We start from the raw sequence: 23,953 nt of genomic DNA on the forward strand, positions 1-23,953 counted from the left end.
CTCAGCCCTGCCGATGCACTCAGGGTGGCAGAAGATCATTTTTTGCGGCACTTCCCGGATGCGCGAGATTTCGCTGATGTGGCAAAATATCTCGTTGCGAAAGGTAACCTGCACCTAGCGGCCTTCAATCTCCATCAGGCAGTGGAGAGCGCCTACAACTGCTACCTCCTGACACTGACAAACTATTCCCCTGCGTCGCACAATCTCAAATTCCTGCGTGGACTTTCCGAAGGTCGTGATCACCGTTTGATCGACATCTGGCCGCGCGACCGTCAGCGATTTACCACGTGGTACAACATTCTGAATGAGGCCTACGTCAAGGCACGCTATTCGAAGCGTTTCGAGGTTTCCGAAGAGGCGCTCACCTGGCTTCTGGAGCGGACCGCGGAACTTCACAAGCTGGTTGAGACGCTCTGCCGCGAGCACATCGAAAAGCTCGAACAGGCCGCGAACGCCAGCGACTGAGCTTCACCCGTAGCACAAACTCGTTTGAGCTCAGGTCGCAGCCACCGCAGCGTGATGAACCACAGGGTACAACCTATTCTTTCAATCCTGTTCATCGTCTCGTTTTGGTCGGCATGGGTGGCCGTCATTTCCTCGAGCAAACGGGATTCGGTCGCGGCTCGCTTGTCTACATCACCCAGGTTTCTTAACGCTGCTGGCGCTTGCCGCGATAAGCGTCCGCAGACGCCCTGTAGACTGGTAACCCAGTGGTGCCGACGCCACTCGTATAGTGAAGATGAACCGAAATGAAGTCCACGGGATGCGGCTTATGGACCTGCCTCGGTTCCAAACAAGACCTTTGGCGTCATTGACATAGGCCGTCATGATCCTTATGCGCCCAGGCGCGCTTTTTCGGGGAGGCGGATCGAAGTCGCTGATAAGATTAGCATTCCCGTAAGCAAGGACAAATGAAAATTCGAGTCGCGCTAGATATGGTTGCGTCCCGATGAGTTTTGCAGCCAATCTGGCTTCATATTTGGTGGGGCAGATGTTGCGGTGAATGTTGGCTAGATTTGGCCAACTGAGCTTGTTGACGTAGAGGTATTCGATCTTCCGGGATTTGCGACGTATCGTTTTGACCGCGAGGTTGTAGCAACGGCGTAATGACCTTGACAGAGCACCCTAGGAGTCTAGAGGGGGTTTCATGTTCATTTTGGGAGTGTAGACATGAAATCGCTGGCAGCCGTTTCGGCTTTTGTGGGCAAAACCTTTGCGGTCTGGGTCATCTTGTTTGCCGTGCTCGGCTTTTATTTTCCAGATACGTTCAAGCAGATTGGACCGTGGATCGTCACGCTTCTGTCGATCATCATGTTCGGCATGGGGCTCACACTTTCGGTCGACGATTTTCGTGAAGTCGTAAAGCGCCCGGTCGATGTTACCATCGGGGTGCTCGGCCAGTTCCTCATCATGCCGCTGCTTGCGGTCCTGCTGACCCGGATCATTCCGATGCCGCCGGAAGTGGCAGCAGGCGTGATCCTAGTTGGTTGCTGCCCGGGAGGGACATCCTCCAATGTCATGACATATTTGTCGAAGGGCGACGTCGCCCTCTCCGTCGCCTGCACGTCAGTGACGACGCTCGCTGCTCCTCTGGTGACGCCCTTCCTCGTCTGGTTGTTTGCCAGCCAGTTCCTGCCGGTCGATGGTTGGGCAATGTTCCTGAGCATCGTCAAGGTCGTGCTGGTTCCCTTGGCCCTTGGTGCTGCCTTGCAGAAGCTTTTGCCAAGTGTCGTCAAGGCGGCCGTGCCGGCTTTGCCGCTCGTGAGCGTCATCGGTATCGTTTTGATCGTCTCGGCGGTTGTCGGCGCATCGAAGGGCGCGATCGTGCAGTCCGGCCTGATGATCTTTGCGGTCGTGGTTGTTCATAATGGGCTCGGTTATCTGCTCGGCTATTTCGCGGCAAAGGCGACCGGCCTCTCACTCACCAAGCGCAAGGCAATCGCCATCGAGGTGGGCATGCAGAACTCCGGTCTCGGTGCGGCTCTTGCGACAGCGTATTTCTCGCCTCTCGCAGCTGTGCCCAGCGCCATCTTCAGCGTCTGGCACAATATCTCCGGCGCGTTGCTGGCCAACTGGTTTTCGGGCCGCGTGGACACGACGGCGACGACGAAAACCGGATAGGATCGCCGGACGAAGATTGGCCGACGGGATATGAAGCAGCCCGAAAGGGGTTCTTCGAAACATGACGCCTTAGATCCGTAACGTCTCGACCAAAATCGCCATCGACGCGGAAGCACTATCCGCGTCGATGGCCGAAGGCGACGATCAAGAGCATGAAAGTGTCAAAGCCCCGACCGCTTTCATATCGATATAGGTTTCGGCGGCAAGGTCGCTTGTTATCGCACCACAAAGACTGCCGGTGGTGACGATCTGTCCGCGCTTCAGCGTTCCATCCCTGTTGAGGGGGGAATTGGCGAAAGCGATAAGCGGGGCGAGCGGATCGATATTTGGGTGTTTCACCACCGCATCGAAACGAAGCTCTGTACCTTCGGTCACCGTCAGATGCGGCAGATCCCCGGTATTGTCGGCAAAGGTATCAACGATTGCCGTGTTGATTTCCGGCCCGAGAACAAATCCGCGATTGGCAAGGCGATCCGCCAGAAAAAGCGGGAAGGGAACCTGGTTCTTTTCCACCAGCCGGTAGCCGAGGAGCTCGACGCCGAGGTGAACGGCGTCGATATGCGTCAATATATCGGCCCTGCTTAGCGGGGTTGCGGTTGCCGCGGGTATGTCGGAGGCGAGGGTGAAACAGATTTCCACCTCGATGCCTTCAACGTCTCTTCCAGTAAAAGACGCGACGTTATCCTCATAGACGCCATAACAATCGACCATCGGCGCAGCAACCGCGTTCCCGTCCGGCCGGATCGCCAGCTTCCAGCCCCCCACCGTTTTGCCTGAAGCTTCAACGAAAGCGCGTTGAACGGCCATGGCTTCCTCAAGGCCGTCTGGAACGAGGCCATCCACCTCGATTGACGCTAGCGGAATTTTGCTGCTGTTCAGGCCTGCTTTCAGAAGGCGCTGGGCCAGTTTTTCGATCGCCGTCATCCAGTCATCATCCCTCATTCTGTCTATTGGCCGAATGCTGTCACGATTTGGCGCTGCTTGCCAAGGCCATCAATGCCAAGTTCGACGACATCTCCGGCTTTCAGGAAGACCGGCGGCTTCATTCCAAGGCCGACGCCCGGTGGTGTGCCGGTCGTAACCACGTCACCTGGCAAGAGGCGCATGAAGCGGCTGATATAGGAGACGAGAGTGGCGATAGGAAAGATCATCTTCGCGGTCGATCCGGTCTGCATGCGCTGGCCGTTGACATCGAGCCAGAGTCCGAGGTCTTGCACATCGTCGACTTCGTCCGGGGTGACGAGCCATGGGCCTAGCGGGCCGAAGCCAGGGCCACTTTTTCCCTTTGTCCATTGGCCGCCGCGCTCGATCTGGAAGGCGCGCTCCGAAACGTCGTGACAGACGCAATAACCGGCGACGACGGAAAGCGCGTCCTCTTCGCTGACATTGTAGGCGGGCTCGCCGATTACGAAGGCGATTTCCACTTCCCAGTCGGTTTTTTCCGAATCCTTCAGCAGCACGATCGGATCATTCGGCCCGGAAATGCAGGAGGTGTGTTTGTTGAACAGCACCGGCTCCTCCGGGATCGGCGTGTTGGTTTCGAGTGCGTGGTCGCTGTAATTCAGGCCGACTGCCACGAAATTTCCGACTGCGCCGACACAGGCGCCGATCCTGACATCTGGTGACACGATGGGAAGTGACGAGAGATCGATTTTGCCAAGGTCAGCCAGAGAACGGCGCGAAAGCGTCTGACCGGTGATGTCGGTGATAACGGAAGAGAGATCGCGGATATTTCCATCGGCATCGATTGCTGCCGGCCTTTCATGACCGGATGGCCCACAACGGAGAAGTTTCATGCTGTTTTCCTTATGCTGCCGATTGCTGAAGGGCGTTTTCGCCCAGCGAAAATTCGAGCCGGTAAAGCCCGCTTTCCACCGACCCCGTCAGCTCCTGTTTCGACAGTTTATGTGCCAACGCGTCGCTGGCATTCGTTACGGAAAGGGCGGATCCGCCTTCGATGAGGATGATCCAGTTGGGCACGCCCACCTGCCGACCCTTTCGCTCTGCTGTCGCAAGGCTGCTTGCGCCATTGTCCGCAATGCACAGGTGCACGCCGCTGACGCCGTTCAGTTTGCCGATCTCGGTCAGCGCTTGTGATAGCGCATATCGCAACGCTGCCTTCCGCCCATCGGCGGCATCAAACCGGAAGGTGGCGATAAAGCCGCCGTCACCACATGCATGGGAGTATTCGGTGTTGCACACGCCGCGCGTCGTGTTGCGAAAGTCGGCGGTCGATTTTTTAGTCCAGGGCGTGGGGCTGTTCAGCCGCTCCAGGTAGGGCTGGCCAACCAGCACCTGTGCGTCCGCCGCTTCGTAGAGCGTGAAATATTCCGGCGTGCCCTGTTCGGCGACATAGCGGCGTCCGCGCAGGAAGCCGGGGATCGCCACGCGTTCCGGAATATGCTCGCGATTATGCCATTCGATGAAGTTTTCGCGGCCTTCCGGCAAGATGTCGTTCCAGATGGCGACGACGGCTTTTCCCAAAAGAGACATAGGTTACCTCAATATGTTGCACGACCGCCGGACAGGTCAAAAACCGCGCCGGTCGAAAAACTGCATTCGGAAGAAGAGAGCCAAGCCACCATATTGGCGACCTCGGCGGGTTCGAGAAAACGGCGCATCGGGATGCGCGAGAGAATATCGTCCAGCCGTTCCTTCGGCGCGTCGATGCTCATCGCCGTCAAGGAAGCGGCGGGTGTGATGGCGTTGACGAGGATGTCCGATGTCGCCAGTTCCTTGCCGAGGCTTTTCGTCAGCGCCACCAACCCCGCCTTGGCGGCGCTGTAGGCGGCGGCCTGATGCATGCCCTCTTTTGCCTGGATCGAAGCGACATTGACGATGCGGCCTGCGCGGCTCCTCTTCGCCGTCTCGATCATCAGCGGTACGAGGGCACGGCAGACAAGAAACGAACCGATGAGATTGACGTCGATGATCCGACGGAATTCCTCCACCGGGATTTTCCAAAGCGGCGCGATATTGCCGACAATGCCGGCATTGTTGACAAGAATATCGAGCCTGCCGATTTGGCTGCGCAATTCGGCGGCAGCCACGTCGATGCTTTTAGGTTCGGTAATGTCGACACCGGATGACGTAAGGCCGGCAAACTGGTGTTGTTTTACGCAGGCTGGCAGGTCCCAATGGACGACCGTCGCTCCGCAGTCGCGAAGGCGCTGGCTGATGGCGGTGCCAAAGCCGCCCGCAGCGCCGGTAACAACCGCCACCTTGCCCTCTAAATCATAATATGTGGACATGTTTTAAACCATTGTTCCGCGTGCCAGCCCGGCGGCATCCGCCGGACTGGGAGCATCCGTGCTTATTTGGCGATCAGGCCGTTGGTGAAGAAGGCGTTTGCCGGCATATCGGTCTTGATGTCCTGATATTCCTTCATCAGGTCGAGTGTCTGCTGCCAGTCGGCAACAGCCATTTCTCCGAGCGGTGCGGAGGGTGCCGTGGGCGACGGCAGAAGCTTGAGCGAGATTTCAAGCTGCTCTTTGAGGAGTTTCGGATCGCCGGTAGGCTTTTCCTTGACCGCTGCCGCAACCGCCGCATCAGGATCGGCCTTGGCCGCTTCGATGGATTTCAGCGATGCCGCGACGAAACGTTTGACGAGGTCCTCGTTGTTGTCGATGAGCTTCGTGTTGGTGACGATGGTCAGGCCCTGCGTGTTCACACCGAGTTCCGCAAAGGAAAACACCTTCTGTTGCAGGCCTTTGGAATTCAGAACCACCACCTGGTTTTCAAGCCCGCCGAGGATGCCTGCTGCGCGATCCTGCATGATGGCGATGATCTTGCCGGGGCCATCCACATTCAGAATGTTGACTTTGGAGGAGTCGACGTCGTTTTTCTTCCAGATGGCTGGCAAGAGGGCGAGAGATGCTTCGCCGGCACTGGCGGCGACCGTCTTTCCTTCCACGTCCTTTATGGAGTTCACGCCGGAATCCGCCCGGAACGTCATCGCATAAGGCGAGGTATTGAGCAGCCCAAGCACGGATTTGACAGGCGCGCCTTTCGAAGCGCCGGCAATCACGCTCCCGCCATCGGCAATGCCGAACATATCGCCGCCGGTTGCGACGGATTGCACGGTGCGTGCCGAACCCTGACCTTCGCCGATTTGCAGATCAATGCCGGCGTCCTTGTAGAAGCCCTTTTCGGCGCCGTAATAAAAGATGGTGTGGACGCCACTCAAAAGGAAATTGAGGCGGAGCGTCACCTTGTCTTCGGCTGCGGCCGATTGCACACCCGCCAGGCCGACGGTAAGGGCAAGCACGCCGCCCGCCAGTGTTTTCTTCATTGTATTAAACATTTTATCCTCCCTTTTTAATTAAAGTCCTGGTTCAGGTCGTGCTCTTGCCCACGGTGAAATCATCTCGGCGCTGGGAAACATGCCAGGGGATGGCAAAGCGCTCGATCAATTCCACAATCCCGTATAGAAGCAGGCCAAGCAGGCTCAGCACGATGATGACGGCGAAGGTCATGCTGGTGTTCATGTTGCCGTTGTAATTCAGAAGCAGATATCCGAGCCCGTTATCGGAGGCGACGAACTCCGCCACCACGGCTGCAGTGGCAGAAAGTGCGGCAGCGACCTTAAATCCCGCAAAAAGGGAGGGCAGGGCGCCCGGCAGTTCCACTTTCCAGAAAATCTTCAGGCGTCCGGCCCGATAGCTTTTGGCGAGATCGTAGACCTCCGGCTCGATGGATTTGAAGGCCACGATGGAGTTGACGACGATCGGGAAAAAGGAAAGCAGGAAGACCAGCAGGATTTTGGACGGCAGGCCGAAGCCGACCCAGATGATGAAAAGCGGTGCGATGGCGATCTTCGGGATGATTTGCAGGATCACCAGCAGCGGGTAAAATATCGCCTCGAAGGGACGCGAATAGACCACCAGAAGCGCAAGAAGCGTTCCCATGACCACCGCCACCAGAAACCCCAGCACCATCGGTTGTAGCGTATAAAGCGATGCCGTGACCACGATCGGTATATTGTTAAAAAGGTCCGCAAACACTCTGCTCGGGGCCGGCAGAATGTATTCCGGCACCTTTAGCGCTCTCACCGCAATCTCCCACACGACCCCTGCGCCCACGAGACTGGCCATCGTGTGGGCTTGGCCTTTGACGGCCCCCATGACTTTCGAAAACATGTTTCCTCCCGAAATTGCCCGGCCGTTCACCGTGCAATTCTAATATTGGAACAATGTTCCATATGGACTGATGTTTCGTCAAGTGGTAATTCAGGCAGGACAAGAGGATTGGAATGCAGCGGGAGGAGTGCATGTTGCAGAAGAAAACCGAAAGGAAGACCTATGAGGCGGGCGTTTTGCTGGAGGGTGTCAGTAAATATTTCGGGCACCCGGATGCGCCGGTCGTGGCGCTGGAAAAGCTCGACCTGACGATTGGCGACGGGGAGTTCGTGGCAATTGTCGGCCCTTCCGGCTGCGGCAAATCAACGATGATGCGGCTGATCTCACGGCTTTCGCACGCCAGCACCGGAAAGATTTCCGTTTTTGGCGATGTTTCAAATAACCCGCCGCCCGGCATGAGCATCGTTTTCCAGAATCACGTGCTTCTGGCCTGGAGAACGATTATCGATAATGTGCTGTTCCCGGCCGAAATGACAGGCAGAAACCGTGAGGAACTGAGACCCCACGCATTGGCGCTTCTTCAATCCGTCGGCCTGAAAGACTTTGCCAACCGGTATCCGCACGAACTATCCGGCGGCATGAAACAGCGCGCATCCATTGCGCGTGCGCTTCTGCTTCAGCCCAGGCTTTTGCTGATGGATGAGCCTTTCGGTGCGTTGGATGCGCTGACGCGCGAACAGATGCGTATCGACCTTGAAGCGCTCTGGCTGAAAAATCGTATGACGGTGGTGTTCATCACCCATTCCATCGACGAGGCGGTTCTTCTGGCGGACCGCGTCATAGTCATGACGCCGCGGCCGGGCCGAATTGAAAAAGTGCTGGAGATCGACATGCCGCGTCCGCGTGGACTGGCGGCACGGCGCGAGCCGGAATTTATCGAAAAATCCGAGGAGATCACCGAGATATTCCTATCGCGCGGCATTCTGCAGCGCCATGCCTGAACCGGCGGCGTCTCCTGGTTTTCGTTGAAGCCAAAGACGCCGCAACAGCCTATTTTCGCATCGCCTTGGGGTTCCCTCCCGATAGTGGCCGTGCACGTCGACCGGAGAGTGAGATGGAAAAGACGATCAATGTACCAAGCGGCGGTGTCGAGCGGACGATCGCCATGCTGGAGCTTCTTGCCTTGGCCGAGGAGCCGCTGAAGCTTTCCGATGTCGCACACCAACTCGATATTCCCAAAAGCGCTTGCCACCGTATCCTGACATCGCTCATCGACAACGGCTGGGCGTGGCAGAGCCAGGAAAGCGATTGTTATGCGTTGACCATGCGCATGGCGCTGGTGGGTCAGAAACAGCTGGCGCGCCTGCAGGTATCGGATCTGCGCCAGCCGATCCTCGACGATCTTGCGGAGCGCACCCGTGAACTCGTTCGCCTGACCGCCGTGCAGAACAACACTCTCGTGTGGGTCGGCTCGGCGCGCGGCCGCCGTTCCGGTCTGGTATTCGAGCCTGATATGAGCGCCGGCATCGTTCCCTACGCTACGGCGAACGGCAAGATATGGCTGGCAAGCCTCGACAGGGAGCGGGCGCTAAGGATCGCTCTCGACGCCGGATTGGGCCAACCCGGACAGCAGGCCGCCAATGCCATCAACACCATCGAGGCACTAAACAAGGAACTCGATGCCGTCTCCCGCCTCGGTTACGGGCGCGCGGTTGGCGAAGCCGAGGAGGGGGTAGGGGCAATCGCGGTTGCCATCCGTCAAGGTAAGGAAGTTGTCGGCACCATGAGCGTTGCCGCGCCGCTCACGCGGTTGACCGATGAGCGTGTGGCAGAAATTCTGCCGCTTCTGATGAGGGCAGCGAGCGACATGGAAATCGCCTGGTAATCGGCGTCAATCGGTCGGGGGCACCTGATAAGGGGAGTTTAATATGGATCGGGCGGCAATGCCGCCCGATAACTGTCTGACTTAGGCCACGTCCGCATCGAACTGGATGCTGTGCAGGCGTTTGTAGAGACCATCCGTTGCAAGCAGCTCGCGACGGCTTCCCTGCTCCACAACCTGACCATTATCCATGACGACAATCTTGTCGGCCCGGTTGATCGTGGAGAGCCGGTGAGCAATGACAATCGATGTCTTGTTAAACGTCAACCGCTCAAGCGCGTCCCGGACAAGCGCTTCGGATTCGGAATCGAGCGCGCTCGTTGCTTCGTCGAGGATCAATATGTCCGCATCTCTCAGCATGGCGCGGGCGATGGCAACACGCTGACGCTGGCCACCGGACAGACCGGAACCGTTTTCGCCAAGCTTGCTGTCATAACCATCGGGCATGCTCATGATGAAATCATGTGCGTTGGCCGCTTTGGCCGCAGCGATGATTTCCTCATCGGTAGCGTTGTCACGACCGACAGAAATGTTGTGCTTCACCGTTCCCGAGAAGAGGAAGGTTTCCTGACCCACGTAAGAAACATGCTCGCGCAGGCTTGCGAAGGACACATCGCGCAAATCCATTCCGTTGATCTCGACCGAACCGCTTTGCGGATCATAAAGACGCATCATGAGGTTGATGATCGTCGACTTGCCGCTGCCGGAAGGCCCGACCAGCGCAGTCATCTTGCCACCCTCGAAGAGGACACTGACGTCCTTCAGAACCGGCTGGTTGGCAACATACTCGAAGCTGACGTTCTTGAGTTCCACATTGCCGCTTGCCTTGGGGAGCGGCTGGGCATCCTTCTTTTCGGCAAGTGTCAACGGAGCGTCCAGAACCTCGAACATCATACGCACGCCGATCATACCGCCCTCGATCTGGACACGCATACGTGCCAGACGCTTGGCTGGCTCATAGGCGAGAAGCAGGGCAGTAATGAAGGCCATCAGGTCGCCCGGCGAACCACCTTTTTCAAGAACGGTGTAACCGGATACGGCGATGACGACTGCAATGGCGAGACCGGACAGTGTCTCCATGATCGGGCTGGTCGCCGCTTCAAGCTTCGCAATGCCATTGGCGCGTTGCTCGACATCGGATACCGCCTTGTTCATGCGCTGGCGCATCAGCTTTTCAAGCGAAAACGCCTTGATAACGCGAACCCCAATGCTGGTTTCCTGCACGACGTTGACGATCTCGCCGAGCGAAGCAAGTTCCGCTTCCATGATGTGGCGCACACGCCGCAAAACCAGGCGAACACTGAAAATCGCCAGCGGTCCTATGATCATCGAGATCGCGCTCAGAAGGAAATTCTGGGCGAACATTACGATGATCAAGCCGATGAGCGAAAGAAGATCGCGGATAAAGGATGTGACAATGGTATCGATGACGCTACGGGCAGCCTGCGCGTTATACGTAACGCGAACGAGCAATTCCGACGATGGCAGGTTCTGAAAGAACGAAACGCCCTGCTTTAGAAGCCTGTCATAGATTTTGCGCTGCTGTTCGGCAACAATACTGTTGCCTGCCTTGCTGAGATAGTAGCTCTGTACGAAGGTGGCGAGACCTTTGACAATGAAGATTGCAGCCACTGCAAACGCAATCTCCAGAACAACGTCAAAACCCTGCTTCAGATAAACACTGTTGACGATATCGCGCATGATCCATGCGCTGAGAGAGGTTGTGCCGGCAACGACAACCATCGCCACAATTGCCGCACTGTACCAACCGACATGTTTTTTGAAGTTCTCTTTGAAAAGCCGCACCAGCAACTTCTTGTCGTTTGGCGACAAAAACGATCCGATCACAGAAATATCCTTATTTGGTGTCGACGCCCACACAGATTCCAAATTGCACATTCAGCTGCATGTTATTCATGCGGGATGGCTTTCTCAGTTTCCACTCGCTGCCGTGCCAAGCTCGATAATCTCTCTCGCGCCCTAGCAAAAATGCGCGAAAGGCTCTGGTAGGTAAAGAGCCCGACTTATTTGAGACCACGCCAATAAGCCTAGCGATCTAAAGTGTCAACATTGAGCGTTGATGCGGCCATGAAAAGGCGTGATCGGAACATAAATAACGATGAGCGAATATCGTTACTCAGAGCAACAGATTGGGAGGTACTGCGCGTGGCGAACCCCCAATGTACGTCTACAAGGCGCTGGCAATTCCAAGTGCGGCATTTTTCCAACTGTAATGTGGCTCTGGGCGTTTGACTCGCTGCGTGATTGACAAGCTGGCTGGCTAAAATCTATATCGACGCGAAGTCGCGAAAGCTCTCGCCTGAAACGTTCTGGCTTATTGGTGAACGGTGCATTATCCCATTCACTGATTGCAGGAGAATTTTTGGTTGCATCCCCGATGACCGTCGTCGGGCCAGTTCAAAGCAGGCAGGTCAGTGAATGTCCGATGTATTTTTTGATTTATCAGAACTGTATTTGAATTCCGGCGTGAAATTCAAATATTACGGTATAGCGCGAACCGTAATGGAAGTTGCATACGAGCTTACAAAGCTTGACGCGTCCATTCGATACGTCATATACTCACCGTTGCATCGGCGTTTCTTTGAGGTTTTCCCACGCGTAGGCGATGCGTCTCCAACGGGCGTACTTGATCCGAATATTCCTTCTTCGGCAACGCCTTTGCGCCTTCGTCAAAATTTATATGATAAAAACGTTATTAAAAACGCGCTTTACCGGATTCTGCACAAGATCGTTCAGCATCGCAACAGGAAGCGCTGGGCCACCGTTCCCGTTGGGGCGGTTAAGGATGTAGACCTCGACGGGCAAATCTTGATTGCGCTTGGGCGTCCGAAGATAATGTCAGACTATCTGATGGCTCTCGCTGAAAATGGCACCAAGCCGATTTTCATCCCGCTTCTTCATGACATGATCCCCTTGCATGATTTCACCCATCGAAATCAGTTTTCGTTCCCGAGAAACTTTATTTATGACAATCAGGTGGCGATCACGGCTGCGTCTATGGTTCTGACCAACTCGGAGTTTACCGCGTCAGAAGTCCGGCATTTTTCGGAAGCCGGGATTTTGCCGGCCGTGTCATCTGTTGTTGCCGTTCCCTTATGTCATGAATTGCGCCCGACTAACGAGCCGGTTGATAAACATGGCCCGGAAAAGCCGTATCTCTTATGCGTGGGTATCTACAACGGAAGGAAAAACCTTGAGTGCGTCGTTGAAGCGATGCTCTCCTTGCATCAACGGGGCATTCAGGTGCCTGAACTTGTCTTGGCGGGTGCGCGCCGTAAAAGAGTGGAAAAATTTCTTAAGAAAGAGAAATTTGCGCCGCTATCCGGAAAGTTTAACTTCGTTTTCAATCCTAACCAGGCGGAATTGCGCGCGCTGTATGAAAAGGCTTACGCGCTTCTTTTGCCCAGTCGAATGGAAGGCTGGGGCCTGCCGGTAAGTGAAGCATTGTGGTGTGGAACGCCGGCTCTGGCTGCAGATGTTCCTGCACTTCGAGAGGCAGGAGGAGATTTGGGGCGCTATTTCGATCCAGAAAGACCGGAAGAGCTAGCGGGTCAGCTCCAGAAGCTTTTGGAAAATCCTGCGGAATATTCGGAGTGGAAAAAAACCATCGCGCTTTCTCGTCCACAAATGCGGACCTGGAAAGATGTTGCGCAAGGAATTCTTGAGTCAATTAAATCCGTAAGATCTTGATGCATGCAAATAATGTTCAAGAACTGTCTGAGCCGTCTGAATGAAATGCTGGCAGAAGAAAATGTTCTTTAAGGCATATAGTCGATCGTTTTTCGATGTTCCTGATGGTTTTTAGACGTGATGGCTAAGTTGGTTGGCCTTTTGCTTTTGTAAATTTTGATTTACGACAGACAAAAGTTCGATTCATGGAGTTGTAGGGTCGCCGTAAAAATTATGATAATCATGCCCTTGTAAATGTCTTAAGCGCAATTGGGGCACATTGGGCAGCTAATTCGATTCAGTTGAATCGTCTCGGGGGCGATGGCAGTTCTGCAATTTGCAGAGCAGTTGAATTGGGCATTCCGTTTTGCGTGTGTTGTGGCTCACGTGTAGGACAGCGACAGGATGAATAACTGGTGATGTTGGACTATTTGAGATTTTCTGAAGTTAAGGTTCTCTGCATTGGCGATGTAATGCTGGACTGCTTTATTTCCGGCGATGTCGGCCGCATTTCCCCGGAAGGCCCGGTCCCGGTTATGTGCGCGCGATCAGAGGAATATTTTGCCGGTGGCGCAGCTAACGTTGCGCGCAACATATCTTCTCTTGGAGCAAGTTGTACATTGCTGGGAGCGGTGGGCAAAGACAACAATGGCAGCAAACTGCTTGAGTTGCTGAACAATGTTCATGGTGTTTCGGCGCCCTTCGTGACATTGGATGAGCGCCCGACAACTATCAAGACGCGTTTCCTCGGTCACGGCCAGCAAATGTTGCGCGTTGATTTTGAGGATGCCACTCCGATTTCCCACGAGGAAGAGGATCGTGTCATCTCTACTGCGCTTTCCTTGATCGCATCTCACAGCGTTGTCATTTTGTCGGACTATGCCAAAGGTCTGTTAAGCGAAAGGGTTGTGAAAGCAATTATTGCTGCGTGCCGTACTGAGGGAAAACCGGTCATTATCGATCCAAAAACGTCTGATTTTACCCGCTATGCAGGTTCCGCGATTGTAACACCCAATCAAAAGGAAACGCAGGCCGTAACGGGTGTCTGGCCGGATACCGATGAGGAAGCTGAATTGGCTGGCGAGTTGATCCTGTCGCGCTTCGACATCGAGGCGGTCCTCATTACGCGAGCGGAAAAAGGGATGACCCTTGTTGAGCGAGGCCATCCACCTTTCCATATTCGCACGGAAGCTAAAGAAGTGTTCGATGTCGTTGGTGCCGGCGACACGGTAATTGCGACGCTCGCCGTTGGCCTGGGCTCCCAAACTTCACGTGCTGATGCAGCACGGATTGCGAATGCAGCTGCTGGCATCGTGGTTGGGAAAAAAGGCACGGCAACTGTTTCTGCTGCCGAACTCCGAGATGCCTTGTCTCACGACACCTCGTCGGGGGAAGTCAGCCCTTCGGACAAGCTTTTTGACAGGCAAGATGTCCAGGCGCTGGCAGAGGATTGGCGGGGCGATAATCTGAAGGTCGGCTTTACGAACGGTTGCTTCGATATCCTGCACGTTGGCCACATCAGGCTTCTGCAGTTTGCGAGGGATAATTGTGATCGTCTGATCGTTGGCGTTAATGCAGATAGCTCGGTAAAGCGGCTTAAAGGTCCATCGAGACCGATAAATACCGAACTGGATCGCGCCGAACTTCTGGGCGCATTGGCTTTCGTCGACGCGGTGGTGGTGTTTGACGAAGACACACCGCTTGAACTCATTAAGACGATACGCCCCAATGTGCTGGTTAAGGGGGCGGACTATACAATCGACAACATTGTTGGTGCGGATGTCGTGATGGCGGATGGCGGCAAGGTCGTTACATTCGAAATAGTGCCCGGAAAAAGCACGACGGCGACGATTGCGCGCAGCAAAAAAGAGGCAGTTTGATGTATATTGTAACCGGAGCTGCTGGATTTATCGGGTCCAACATTGTCGCTGATTTGGAGGCGGCGGGTCTGGGGCCGATTACCGTCGTTGACTGGTTTGGCCGTGGCGATAAGTGGCGCAATCTCGCAAAGCGTAACATCGCAGCTTACGTGTCACCCGAAGGACTGCCCGACTATCTTCGCAGCATTAAAGTGGATGTGAAAGCCGTCATACATATGGGCGCGATTTCCGCCACCACGGAAGCTGATGTAGACAGACTGATCGAGCTGAACATCAACTATTCTGTAATGTTGTGGGACTGGTGTGCTGAGCATGGCGTTCCTTTCATTTACGCCTCTTCCGCTGCGACCTATGGCGGCATCGAGGAGGGGTTTGATGACGACGAGGCTGCATCGGCACGCGCCTCTCTTGCACCGCTGAATGCCTATGGCTGGAGCAAAAAGACGACCGATGATATTTTCATCGAACGTGTTGCGCGTGGTGAGAATGCCCCTCCGCAGTGGGCTGGCCTAAAATTTTTCAATGTTTACGGGCCAAATGAATATCATAAGGATGATATGCGCAGTGTCGCCTGCAAACTCTTTGACGTCGTGCAGGCCACCAACGAGGTATCCCTGTTCAAGTCTTATCGACCTGATATCGAACATGGAGAACAGCGTCGGGATTTCGTATATGTGAAAGATTGCACATCGTTCATCTTGTGGCTTTTGAACAATCAGAAATATAGCGGGATCTTTAATTGTGGATCTGGCAAGGCACGATCTTTTGCAGACATCGTTCATGTCATGGGCGATCTTCTCGGCAAGAAGCTGAATATTAATTTCATTGAAATGCCGGAGGCGATCCGCGGTAAATATCAGTACTTTACCGAGGCAAATATGTCGAAAGTCGCGTCAATCGGATATAACGGTCCCCAATCATCGCTCGAAGAAGGGCTTGACGATTACATCAATTCGTATCTAAGCCGCGAAGACAGATATCGCTAGCAGTAGACATAATTGATGCGAAAAGACTGTATGCGCTCATATGAAGCTGGATTGAACACCCTCAAAATTGCAACCGCTGAATGGCGTCCTTCGAAAACGGATTTGGATAGCTATCACTCATGTCAGCCAAACCAGTCTGGTTAAGGATAATTATTGATGACACAGCCGGGCTTCGAATCCGCTCAGAATGAGTATCTGAAACTCAAAAAATGGCTTTTCGAAGCGGCGCTTCCACTATGGTCCTCGGTTGGGCGAGATGATGTGAGTGGTGGCTTTTTCGAAAAAATCGATAGAAGCGGTGCTGCAGTTGAAGCGGCGAGAAGAACGCGGGTCGTTTGCCGTCAGATCTATAGCTTTTCTGCGGCTAAGAGAATGGGTTGGGCCGGCGATGCTGAAGGGGTGGTTCAGCACGGATGGGACTTTCTTCAACAGCACTGTTTTAATGCGGACGGTTCCCTGATTACTACGGTCGATTTGGCGAGTGGGGTCAGGAATACGTCATTCGATCTATATGACCATGCCTTTGCGTTGTTCGGTCTGAGCTATGCTGCTGACACGCTTGAAAACGAGGACGCCATTGCCGAAGCCGCGCTGCATTGTCTCGAGGCGATGATCGCAGGTTGGAAGCATCCGGCCTCAGGTTTTGAAGAGGCCGCGCCGCCTATCGTGCCTCTGCGTTCCAATCCGCATATGCATCTCTTTGAGGCGTTTCTTGCATGGATGGAAAATCCTTCGGTAAAAAAGCCTGAACGCTGGCTGTCGTGCCTCAATGAAATAGGCGAATTGTGCCTGTCGGCATTTGTCTCGCCTGAAAACGGGGCTCTTCGTGAATATTATAATCACGACTGGTCGGTAATGCAGCACCACACCCTGGCGCCAATCGAGCCGGGGCACCAATTCGAATGGGCATGGTTGCTCACGCGATGGGGTAAGATGGTAGGGCGGAAAGACGCTCTTATCGCTGCGCGCAAACTCGTGGAGATTGGCGAGAAAGGTGTCGATGAGTCCCGTGGTCTGGCTCGCAACGGTCTGAATTTTGATCTGACGCTCAACGACAAAGCATTTCGTCTATGGCCGCAAACAGAGCGGATCAAAGCTTGGCTTATGATGGCCGAGACGGCGATAACTCTCGAAGATAGAGAAGTGGCATACGCAAAGGTTGCTGAGGCGGCCGGTGCCTTGCAGGGTTTTTTCAAGGGAGTTCTACCCGGCCTTTGGGTGGATCGTTTCCACGAAGATGGTACCCCAGTCGAGGAGCATGCGCCCGCGTCGTCTCTTTATCATATCGTCTGTGCTGTCGAAGAAATGCACAGATTGCTGCAGCCTTATACCGAAAGCGTACCCGCGCTTTTTTTAGATCGAGACGGTGTGATTATCGAAGACACGGGATATCCTGGTAAGATTGAGGACGTCCGACTTATCCCTGGGGCAGCGGAAGTTATAAGTTCTTTCAGAGATCGGGGATATCGGGTATTTGTCGTAACAAACCAGTCTGGCATCGGTCGCGGTTATTACGATGATCTCGACTATATCATCTTGCGGGCTCATATTGGGAAGTTGCTTCATGAACAAGGCGCATCTATTGACGATGAACGCCTCTGTCCTTTCCACGAGAATGCCACGGTCGAAAAATACCGGGGTGATCACTATTGGAGAAAACCGTCTCCAGGAATGATAGAAGATATCATCATGCGATGGAACGTGAATCGGGAGCGCAGCGTTCTCATCGGCGACAAGGCGTCGGATGTTGAGGCTGCTGTTGCGGCCGCCATTCAAGGCGCGTTGTTCTCCGGAAAAAACTTGTTTGATTTTGTTTCAAGCAAAAAACTCTAACGTCTTGGTTGTGATGTTATGGAAAGTACGCGGTTGCTTAACTTGAACGGCACTGAATTCTCGAACTACCAAGACGCTTACGCGAAATGGAGGGAAACACAGACCTCTGCCGGCACTCACTATTTGCCAATCTTCCAAGCCGTCGAAGCGAGCAAAAGCGGATTGTGCACTGTCCACGTTGATGGCGTGGATGGCGTGGAGTTTTCTGCGATAAATCCCCAGATGTGGTCGCTTGTATCGGGTGGGGGAAGCTCATCCGAGAAGGCGGAGACTTCTCCAGCGACGCTGCAGTTCGACGTATTTTTTAAGCGCTCGTCAACACTCGATAGCCTCGAAAACATCCACAAGTGCGTGAGCGATGTCGAGCGCAGTTTTTTGCCAAACGGTTTGTTGATATTTGAACTGAAATTAGATCGACAAACTGCTGGAAGCGACATAGACGAAGCGCTGCATCGCTGGCGCTTTGTTCTAGACACGTTTAACTTACGTATTCTAGCAAAAATATTAATGCCTTATTCTGGCGGCAACGATGGGCACGCGAAGCCTGAAGGCCGTATATCCGCCTCAACTTACTTAACGATCGTTGTCTGTCGTGACTTCGACGTCGAGAACTCTTTTATTAGAGAAGTTAGAAGAGCAATCGACGACATTCGGGCCGTAACGCAATCCGAGAATTTGCAGTTCACTATCGGGTCGCCCCAAGCCACGGATGGGGCCAAGATGGCGGATCACGATCTCTCGGACATCTGGCAGATGCATTATACATTGCAGGCCCAAGCAAGCACGGCGGAAGCGATGATAGCGTCTCTGTCCGAAACCGCTGTTTCCGCAAAGGATGCGTCTCGCCGCCTTTTGAAAACTGAGCGGCGTGTTCTGGCGCTCAGAAAACAGACATCCCTATTTTTACCGATTACTTATCCATGGTCTCTTTTCGCCGGTTTGGTGCTATCGCTAATAAAAAAAGCTAAGGCAAAACGAAAAAAAAAACATATAAGTCAGGCGCCTGATTTACAGCCTCTTCGTTCTCCTTCGGCGCCTGAAAACGGCGTTGTGGTCGAGAATAGAACTACCTGTGGGCTAACCCCTTTTGGTCAAAAACCTAAGATACTTATTCTGAAGCTTGACCATATAGGTGATTTCTTTCTGTCGCTTCCCGCCGTCGATGTGCTGAAAAGAGCGTGGCCTGATGCGGAGGTCACGTTGGTCTGTTCGCCGACGAATGGTGATCTGGCCAGGGCAAGCGGCTATTTCGATTCAGTAATCGAATACAAATTCTCTGCGGAACTCTCGCAGGATGTTCAGAAAGCCCAACTTGAAAACTACGCGAACATAAAAAGGCTAGTACCTGATCGCTACGATTTGGCTATCGATCTGAGGCATGACCCAGATACAAGGCCGCTTCTGATGTTTATTCAGGCCGCCGTAAAGGCAGGCTTTCAGGGCTTTGAAAAACACTTCATGCCCCTCAATATTTCATTGCCGCCGATGGAGGTTCCCCGCGGACTATATCAAAACGCGCATAACATCCATCGTCTCATGTTGCTGAGTAGCCATGTCGTCAACACTTTAAAGGGATTTGACAGCTCCGACGCGACCTCTGCATTGATAGCGAGTGGAAGCTTCAATAATCCCTTCGTTGGCTCTCGATATGTGGTCATTGCTCCCGGCGGAGGGACATTGGCCAAGAAATGGGCTCCTTCGAAGTTTGCGGAGCTCGCGCGCAGGCTTGTATCGGAAGACGATTTCAAGATAGTCGTTGTCGGTGGTAACGCGGAATCTGAATATCGCGATGCGATATTTAACGCGATCCCAGAGGGCATGGGGTTGGATTTGATTGCCAATCTCCCCTTGGTGGACCTTGCTTCGGTCATCTCCAATGCGCAGATTTTTGTCGGCACAGATACCGGTGCCACCCACCTTGCGGCGTTAATAGGCGTACCAACTGTTGTCGTGTTCAGCGGTGTTGCCGATCACAATATATGGCAACCAATGGGAAGGTCTGTTGCCATCGTCAGAAAACCGCTAGCCTGTTCGCCCTGCCATATAGCGCGCATCGAAGATTGTGTTGCCGCTCACAAATGCATGACTGGAATATCTGTCGACGTGGTTATTGATACGATTAGAAACACATTGTCGGCGCATGATGCCGAATGATTGATACTAGTGTGTAAGGAAGTTTGTTTGCAGTGTCACGGTTGGTCTCATAGTGACTTGCCTTCAATGTACACGAACATATAGAAATTCTGGCGTCACGAATTCGCAAGCCAATGCGCGTCGAGGCTGAACTGTGTTGTTGCGAGATGGAAGGTGCCTGCTGTGATCGAAAAAGGTTTCTATTATGAGTTTGAAAACAGGCATAGGGGCAGTCGAAGCGAAATTCGTGGACGTCTGGAAATCTACAATCAGACAATTGAGCTTCTAGAGCAGGAGCTACTACCCAGGAATGCGATCGATTATGGATGCGGGCGTGGCGAGTGGCTACGTTTGCTGTCCGAGCGCTCCTGGCAGGTTTTGGGCGTCGACTCGAACGACGATATGCTTTCTCCGGCTCAGGCGGATGGTTTAAGTGTCGAGGTTGGTGATTGTCTTAGCCATATTGCGAGCCAGCCAGACAATAGTGTGACTTTGATAACCGGGTTTCACATCGTAGAACACCTTCCGCCAGATGTGCTGCACGATTTTGTCAAGCATGCGCATCGCGTAGTGCAGCCCGGTGGCCTTGTGATCTTCGAGACTCCCAATCCTGAAAACATACTTGTCGGTTCGAACCGCTTTTACTCGGATCCAACCCATGTTCACCCGTTGCCTCCTAAGTATCTCGAATTTGTCGTCGAGTTCTATGGCTTCTCCGAGGCAACATGTATCGGCATCAATCAGCCGAATCTCCGTTATCAAACAGGGTCAGCAGCCGCATTCTTGGAAATGATGGAACTGTTCCCCGATTATGCTGTGCTCGGGCGCAAGCCCAAGGAAGGCGCCACCTCGACCGGGTTTCTGGAGTTTGTACGCAAAACATATCCAGATAGTAATCCATATAGTTATCGGGTGATTGACGATTTCATAGATAAAACCCATCGGAATGAGACGGAATTGGCTGATCTGAAAACGCACAATGAACAGAATAGAGACGAGATTGAGCGTCTGAAGGCAGAAGTGAGGTTTTTCCGGGAGAAACTGGAACGACGTGGTCTGTCGTCCATGTGGGATCGCTTGAAAAAGAAAATCCGGTCTCAGTGATAGGCTTCAGTTACATTGGAGACATGTCTGTAATCGATAGGTTTCTGGAAGTAGTCAGTTTCGAAACCAGGCCGCGCCTGGCGCACGCAAAATCGGCCTGGTTCTCTCATTGGACGTTGGTTTAGGGTCTTAAAATATGAACATTAGCAGGCTTCGAACTTCAATCCTGAAGAGATGGCGGAAAGTTTTCAACGCCGGTGACAATACAGCCCTGTCAGACGTTAATCTAAAAGAAATTGCCGAATGGATAAGGCAAGCAAATGAAAACGCGTTCATAAATAAAGAGCTTTCAGCTATTTATTACGAAGATATGCTTTGCGAAGCTCTACTTCGCAGGTATGGCGAGAAATTTGTTGCCAAACATAACGCTCACGTTTTTTCCCAGACTTATGAAGATTCTGCGATCGCTGAAATTTTTGCCAGAATAGGCGTGAAGCATAAAACGTTCATAGAATTGGGCACTGAGAACGGCAATCAAAATACGACCAGGTTTCTGCTCGAAATGGGGTGGCGAGGTGTGTGGATCGAAGGAAGCTCCCGTCACGTGGCTGAGATTAGAGAGAAATTTGCCAATGAGATTAGAGACGGACGGCTTATTGTAGAGCAAGCGTTTGTCGCCGCTGAAAACATATCGGGGATTCTGGAAGGCACTGGCATAGGCGCGGAAGTCGATTTTATGAGCGTCGATATCGATCAAAATACCTCGCACGTATGGAAAGCGATACCGATTAGCGCCCGAGCTGCATGTATTGAGTACAACGCGCACATCCACCCAAGTATCGAATACGAAGTGCCTTATGATCCAAATTCGCTTTGGGATGGAACCAACCTATTTGGCGGCTCCTTAAAGACTATGGAGTTGATTGGTCGCAGCAAAGCCATGTCGCTTGTCGGTTGTGATATTATCGGAGTGAATGCCTACTTTGTTTCAGATGATTGTCTGGAAGACAAGTTTTTGTCTCCGTACACGGCAGAGTTTCACTATCAGCCACCGCGCTATCGTTTCGCCCGCGGAAACCGTGGCCACCCCCACGCATTACGCTGATATCTACCTTTAGTACGGCCAGTTCCTTCAATCTTGACGTGTTTTACCCATTGCTGGAAGCGGTGTGTTACGCGGCTATGGGAGATAATAGGGGACTTGTAAGCTTGTTCTCATATCCAACGTCCTTTATGAGCCTGATATTGTGGCAGCCAACTGCCGGATGAAATGCTCGATCGAGAGGAGAGTAAGTGAGAGAGTCCGAGAGATATCAGTTCATAGACGTTCTTCGCGGCATCGCGGTGCTTCTCGTTTTGATAATTCACATTTCCGAGCTTTACGTCGGCTTCGCGCAGCAGGGGAAGGCCGGAGGCAGATGGATCGCAGAAATCGCGCATCAATTCGATTTCGGTCGGATGGGTGTTACGATCTTCTTTATAATAAGTGGATTCGTGATACCAGGTAGCTTGTCGGGAGGAAGATTTGACGGGAGCGTGAAATTTTTATTGTCTCGATTTTTCAGACTATTTCCGCTCTTTTGGCTCTCGTTGCTCTTCGCCCTAATCGCCCAGCAATGGGCATCCGGCAAGTATCCTAGTACGACAGATATATTTCTCAACGCGACAATGGTGCCGGATCTTTTCTCCGTTCAGCCTATAAACGGCGCCTACTGGACTCTCGCTGTCGAGCTGGTTTTCTATGGAATGTGCCTGGCGCTGTTCCTGTTGAAGGGCGTAAAGAACCCCAACGTCTTGGCGCTGCTGGCGCTTGTCCTGACGGCTACTTTCATAGATCGTGAATATCTTCATAAATTTCAAATGTTTGAAGGCAAGCTCGGCGAATATCCCATGCTGTTGGGCTTCATGTTCTGGGGCGCCTTGGCGCGCGCTCGTTTTGAAAAGCAGGGGCTACAAGGATTTGCAGAGCTTGCCTACTGGATCGTAGCAATTGGATGGCTATTTGTGTTCCCAATGGCAGGCTTCAATGAAGCCTACGTCAGAACGCACGCTGAGCCAGATATGGTGCCCCGTTTATATGGCTCTTATTTTGCAGCCTTCGCCGTATTTTTCTTTTCCATTCATTTCTTCAAAATTAAATCGGCGTTTTTGTCATTTACCGGCAGAATTAGTTATTCCATATATCTGATGCATGGCCCCGTCATGTATGCGGGGATCTATTACCTTGATAATTATGGTCAATCACTGCGTGGAAAGATTTCGGTATATCTCTCACTTTTGGTGGTAAGTCTGGCAACATTCTTATTGTCTTACTGTACTTATATCCGGATAGAGAAGCCATCCCAGCGCCTTGGCAAAAGAATATACAATCGTATAGAAAATCGTTACATGCAAAAACTACCGATTGGGCGTCAGATTGGCTCCAAGAGCATGTAACTATTCTTATGGAATTTTTGGATGATCTTGATGCTCAGGGGTAGCATACGTAACCGGTGTTCTGCCCCCACATTGTGCGCCGTCGCCTGATCTGTGATCGACGTTCCATGGATGAAGAACGGGAATTTCTCCATGGAGACTACATTGGAGTTTCTCATAACAAGGAAGGCTGTACGTGAGGCTCATCGGCGATGGCCGGACGAGGTCAAAGCGAAAATCGTTTCGGAAAGCTTGAGGCCTGGCACGACGGTCAATGAAGTTGCCCAGCGCTATGGATTGCGAGCCAACAGCCTTTCCACCTGGCGGACGATGGCGCGGCAGGGCAAGCTGGTCCTGCCCGCACCGGAAGATGTGGTGGAGTTCGCGGCATTGATCGTCGAACTGCCAGTATCGGAACCTCCGCCTAAAACGGTTAACCGCCCTGAGATCGTTCTCGGTCCCGTCATAATCCGTCTTGAGGAAGGGGCATCTGTGGACCGGATTGCTGCCATCGCTCGTTGCCTGGCGGCTGCGACATGATCTTTCCGTCGAACCGCGTGCGGATCATGGTGGCGACCAAACCTGTGGACTTCCGCAAGGGTCATGATGGCTTAGCGGCGCTGGTGAAGAACGAACTGCACAAGGACCCGTTTACCGGTACGGTTTTCGTGTTCCGGTCACGCAAGGCGGATCGATTGAAGCTGATCTACTGGGATGGCTCTGGGATCGTCATGGCCTACAAACGGCTGGAGGAGCACACCTTCACTTGGCCAGGCATCAAAGATGGGCTGATGACACTGACCCATGCCCAGTTCGAAGCCCTGTTCGCAGGCCTCGATTGGCGGCGGGTTCATGCCGTCCAGACGAGCAGGCCGGAGGCCATTGAATAGC

The 23,953-nt window shown here is 53.2% G+C and carries 21 protein-coding genes; 14 read left to right on the plus strand and 7 right to left on the minus strand.

All coding sequences use genetic code 11. The features are described 5' to 3' along the window. The coding region (locus tag F617_RS0121295) for a HEPN domain-containing protein (protein WP_019566624.1) at window positions 1-465 on the plus strand (465 nt) is incomplete at its 5' end. A 705-nt stretch (window positions 466-1,170) separates the two neighbouring features. Continuing rightward, a complete protein-coding gene (locus F617_RS0121300) occupies window positions 1,171-2,121 on the plus strand; it encodes a bile acid:sodium symporter family protein (protein WP_019566625.1) in 951 nt (316 codons plus the stop codon). A gap of 144 nt (window positions 2,122-2,265) precedes the next feature. Here the strand turns inward: F617_RS0121300 and F617_RS0121305 are convergent, their stop codons facing one another. The 6 genes from F617_RS0121305 to F617_RS0121330 all read right to left on the minus strand — a co-directional run bounded on the left by F617_RS0121305 (window position 2,266) and on the right by F617_RS0121330 (window position 7,259). Next, window positions 2,266-3,045: a 2-keto-4-pentenoate hydratase gene (locus tag F617_RS0121305; RefSeq protein WP_019566626.1), complete on the minus strand. Its 780-nt coding sequence runs from the start codon at window positions 3,043-3,045 to the stop codon at window positions 2,266-2,268. A 23-nt stretch (window positions 3,046-3,068) separates the two neighbouring features. Beyond that, window positions 3,069-3,917 (minus strand): fumarylacetoacetate hydrolase family protein, encoded by an 849-nt coding sequence (locus F617_RS0121310; protein ID WP_019566627.1) that lies wholly within the window; start codon window positions 3,915-3,917, stop codon window positions 3,069-3,071. Window positions 3,918-3,927: 10 nt separating this feature from the next. After that, on the minus strand, window positions 3,928-4,614 hold the full coding sequence (locus F617_RS0121315) for a DUF4286 family protein (protein ID WP_019566628.1): 687 nt from the start codon (window positions 4,612-4,614) through the stop codon (window positions 3,928-3,930). An 8-nt stretch (window positions 4,615-4,622) separates the two neighbouring features. Next, the gene (locus tag F617_RS0121320) at window positions 4,623-5,372 is read right to left on the minus strand and encodes an SDR family NAD(P)-dependent oxidoreductase (RefSeq protein ID WP_019566629.1); all 750 of its coding nucleotides are present in this window, start codon (window positions 5,370-5,372) and stop codon (window positions 4,623-4,625) included. Window positions 5,373-5,434: 62 nt separating this feature from the next. Then, a complete protein-coding gene (locus F617_RS0121325; RefSeq protein ID WP_026330990.1) occupies window positions 5,435-6,424 on the minus strand; it encodes an ABC transporter substrate-binding protein in 990 nt (329 codons plus the stop codon). Between the two features lie 31 nt (window positions 6,425-6,455). After that, window positions 6,456-7,259 carry an ABC transporter permease gene (locus F617_RS0121330; protein ID WP_019566631.1) on the minus strand — a complete coding sequence of 268 codons (804 nt, stop codon included), beginning with the start codon at window positions 7,257-7,259 and terminating at the stop codon, window positions 6,456-6,458. Window positions 7,260-7,390: 131 nt separating this feature from the next. On the opposite strand from F617_RS0121330, the gene F617_RS0121335 reads away from it, so the two are divergent. Both F617_RS0121335 and F617_RS0121340 read left to right on the plus strand, forming a co-directional pair. Next, window positions 7,391-8,200, plus strand: coding sequence for an ABC transporter ATP-binding protein (locus F617_RS0121335; protein ID WP_019566632.1), 810 nt, complete (start codon window positions 7,391-7,393; stop codon window positions 8,198-8,200). A 113-nt stretch (window positions 8,201-8,313) separates the two neighbouring features. Then, window positions 8,314-9,084, plus strand: a complete 771-nt coding sequence (locus tag F617_RS0121340) for an IclR family transcriptional regulator (protein ID WP_019566633.1) — start codon at window positions 8,314-8,316, stop codon at window positions 9,082-9,084. An 81-nt stretch (window positions 9,085-9,165) separates the two neighbouring features. Here F617_RS0121340 and F617_RS0121345 read toward each other — a convergent pair whose 3' ends face one another. After that, window positions 9,166-10,929, minus strand: a complete 1,764-nt coding sequence (locus F617_RS0121345; protein ID WP_026330991.1) for an ABC transporter ATP-binding protein — start codon at window positions 10,927-10,929, stop codon at window positions 9,166-9,168. Between the two features lie 591 nt (window positions 10,930-11,520). Here F617_RS0121345 and F617_RS0121350 point away from each other — a divergent pair. The 10 genes from F617_RS0121350 (at window position 11,521) to tnpB (ending at window position 23,952) form a co-directional block, all read left to right on the plus strand. After that, the gene (locus F617_RS0121350) at window positions 11,521-12,792 is read left to right on the plus strand and encodes a glycosyltransferase family 1 protein (protein ID WP_019566635.1); all 1,272 of its coding nucleotides are present in this window, start codon (window positions 11,521-11,523) and stop codon (window positions 12,790-12,792) included. A 398-nt stretch (window positions 12,793-13,190) separates the two neighbouring features. Then, the gene (gene rfaE1, locus F617_RS0121355; protein WP_019566636.1) at window positions 13,191-14,651 is read left to right on the plus strand and encodes a D-glycero-beta-D-manno-heptose-7-phosphate kinase; all 1,461 of its coding nucleotides are present in this window, start codon (window positions 13,191-13,193) and stop codon (window positions 14,649-14,651) included. After that, the gene (rfaD, locus tag F617_RS0121360) at window positions 14,651-15,637 is read left to right on the plus strand and encodes an ADP-glyceromanno-heptose 6-epimerase (RefSeq protein ID WP_019566637.1); all 987 of its coding nucleotides are present in this window, start codon (window positions 14,651-14,653) and stop codon (window positions 15,635-15,637) included. The genes rfaE1 and rfaD overlap by 1 nt, the downstream gene beginning before the upstream one ends. 156 nt (window positions 15,638-15,793) lie before the next feature. Beyond that, a complete protein-coding gene (locus F617_RS0121365; protein ID WP_019566638.1) occupies window positions 15,794-17,470 on the plus strand; it encodes an HAD-IIIA family hydrolase in 1,677 nt (558 codons plus the stop codon). Between the two features lie 42 nt (window positions 17,471-17,512). Further along, window positions 17,513-19,624 carry a glycosyltransferase family 9 protein gene (locus F617_RS0121370; protein ID WP_162714097.1) on the plus strand — a complete coding sequence of 704 codons (2,112 nt, stop codon included), beginning with the start codon at window positions 17,513-17,515 and terminating at the stop codon, window positions 19,622-19,624. A 153-nt stretch (window positions 19,625-19,777) separates the two neighbouring features. Further along, the gene (locus F617_RS27235) at window positions 19,778-20,707 is read left to right on the plus strand and encodes a bifunctional 2-polyprenyl-6-hydroxyphenol methylase/3-demethylubiquinol 3-O-methyltransferase UbiG (RefSeq protein ID WP_196811691.1); all 930 of its coding nucleotides are present in this window, start codon (window positions 19,778-19,780) and stop codon (window positions 20,705-20,707) included. A 136-nt stretch (window positions 20,708-20,843) separates the two neighbouring features. Continuing rightward, complete coding sequence (locus tag F617_RS27240) at window positions 20,844-21,752, plus strand: hypothetical protein (RefSeq protein ID WP_019566641.1); 909 nt, start codon at window positions 20,844-20,846, stop codon at window positions 21,750-21,752. A 188-nt stretch (window positions 21,753-21,940) separates the two neighbouring features. Further along, entirely contained in the window at window positions 21,941-23,083 is a 1,143-nt protein-coding gene (locus F617_RS0121385) for an acyltransferase (RefSeq protein ID WP_019566642.1), read from the plus strand. 132 nt (window positions 23,084-23,215) lie between these two features. Further along, complete coding sequence (locus F617_RS0121395) at window positions 23,216-23,602, plus strand: transposase (RefSeq protein ID WP_019566644.1); 387 nt, start codon at window positions 23,216-23,218, stop codon at window positions 23,600-23,602. Then, complete coding sequence (tnpB, locus tag F617_RS0121400) at window positions 23,599-23,952, plus strand: IS66 family insertion sequence element accessory protein TnpB (RefSeq protein WP_019566645.1); 354 nt, start codon at window positions 23,599-23,601, stop codon at window positions 23,950-23,952. Before F617_RS0121395 ends, tnpB begins: the two co-directional genes overlap by 4 nt. Window position 23,953 lies beyond the last annotated feature (1 nt).

This window comes from Agrobacterium sp. 10MFCol1.1 (assembly GCF_000381165.1).
GTDB classification, from domain to species: domain Bacteria; phylum Pseudomonadota; class Alphaproteobacteria; order Rhizobiales; family Rhizobiaceae; genus Agrobacterium; species Agrobacterium tumefaciens.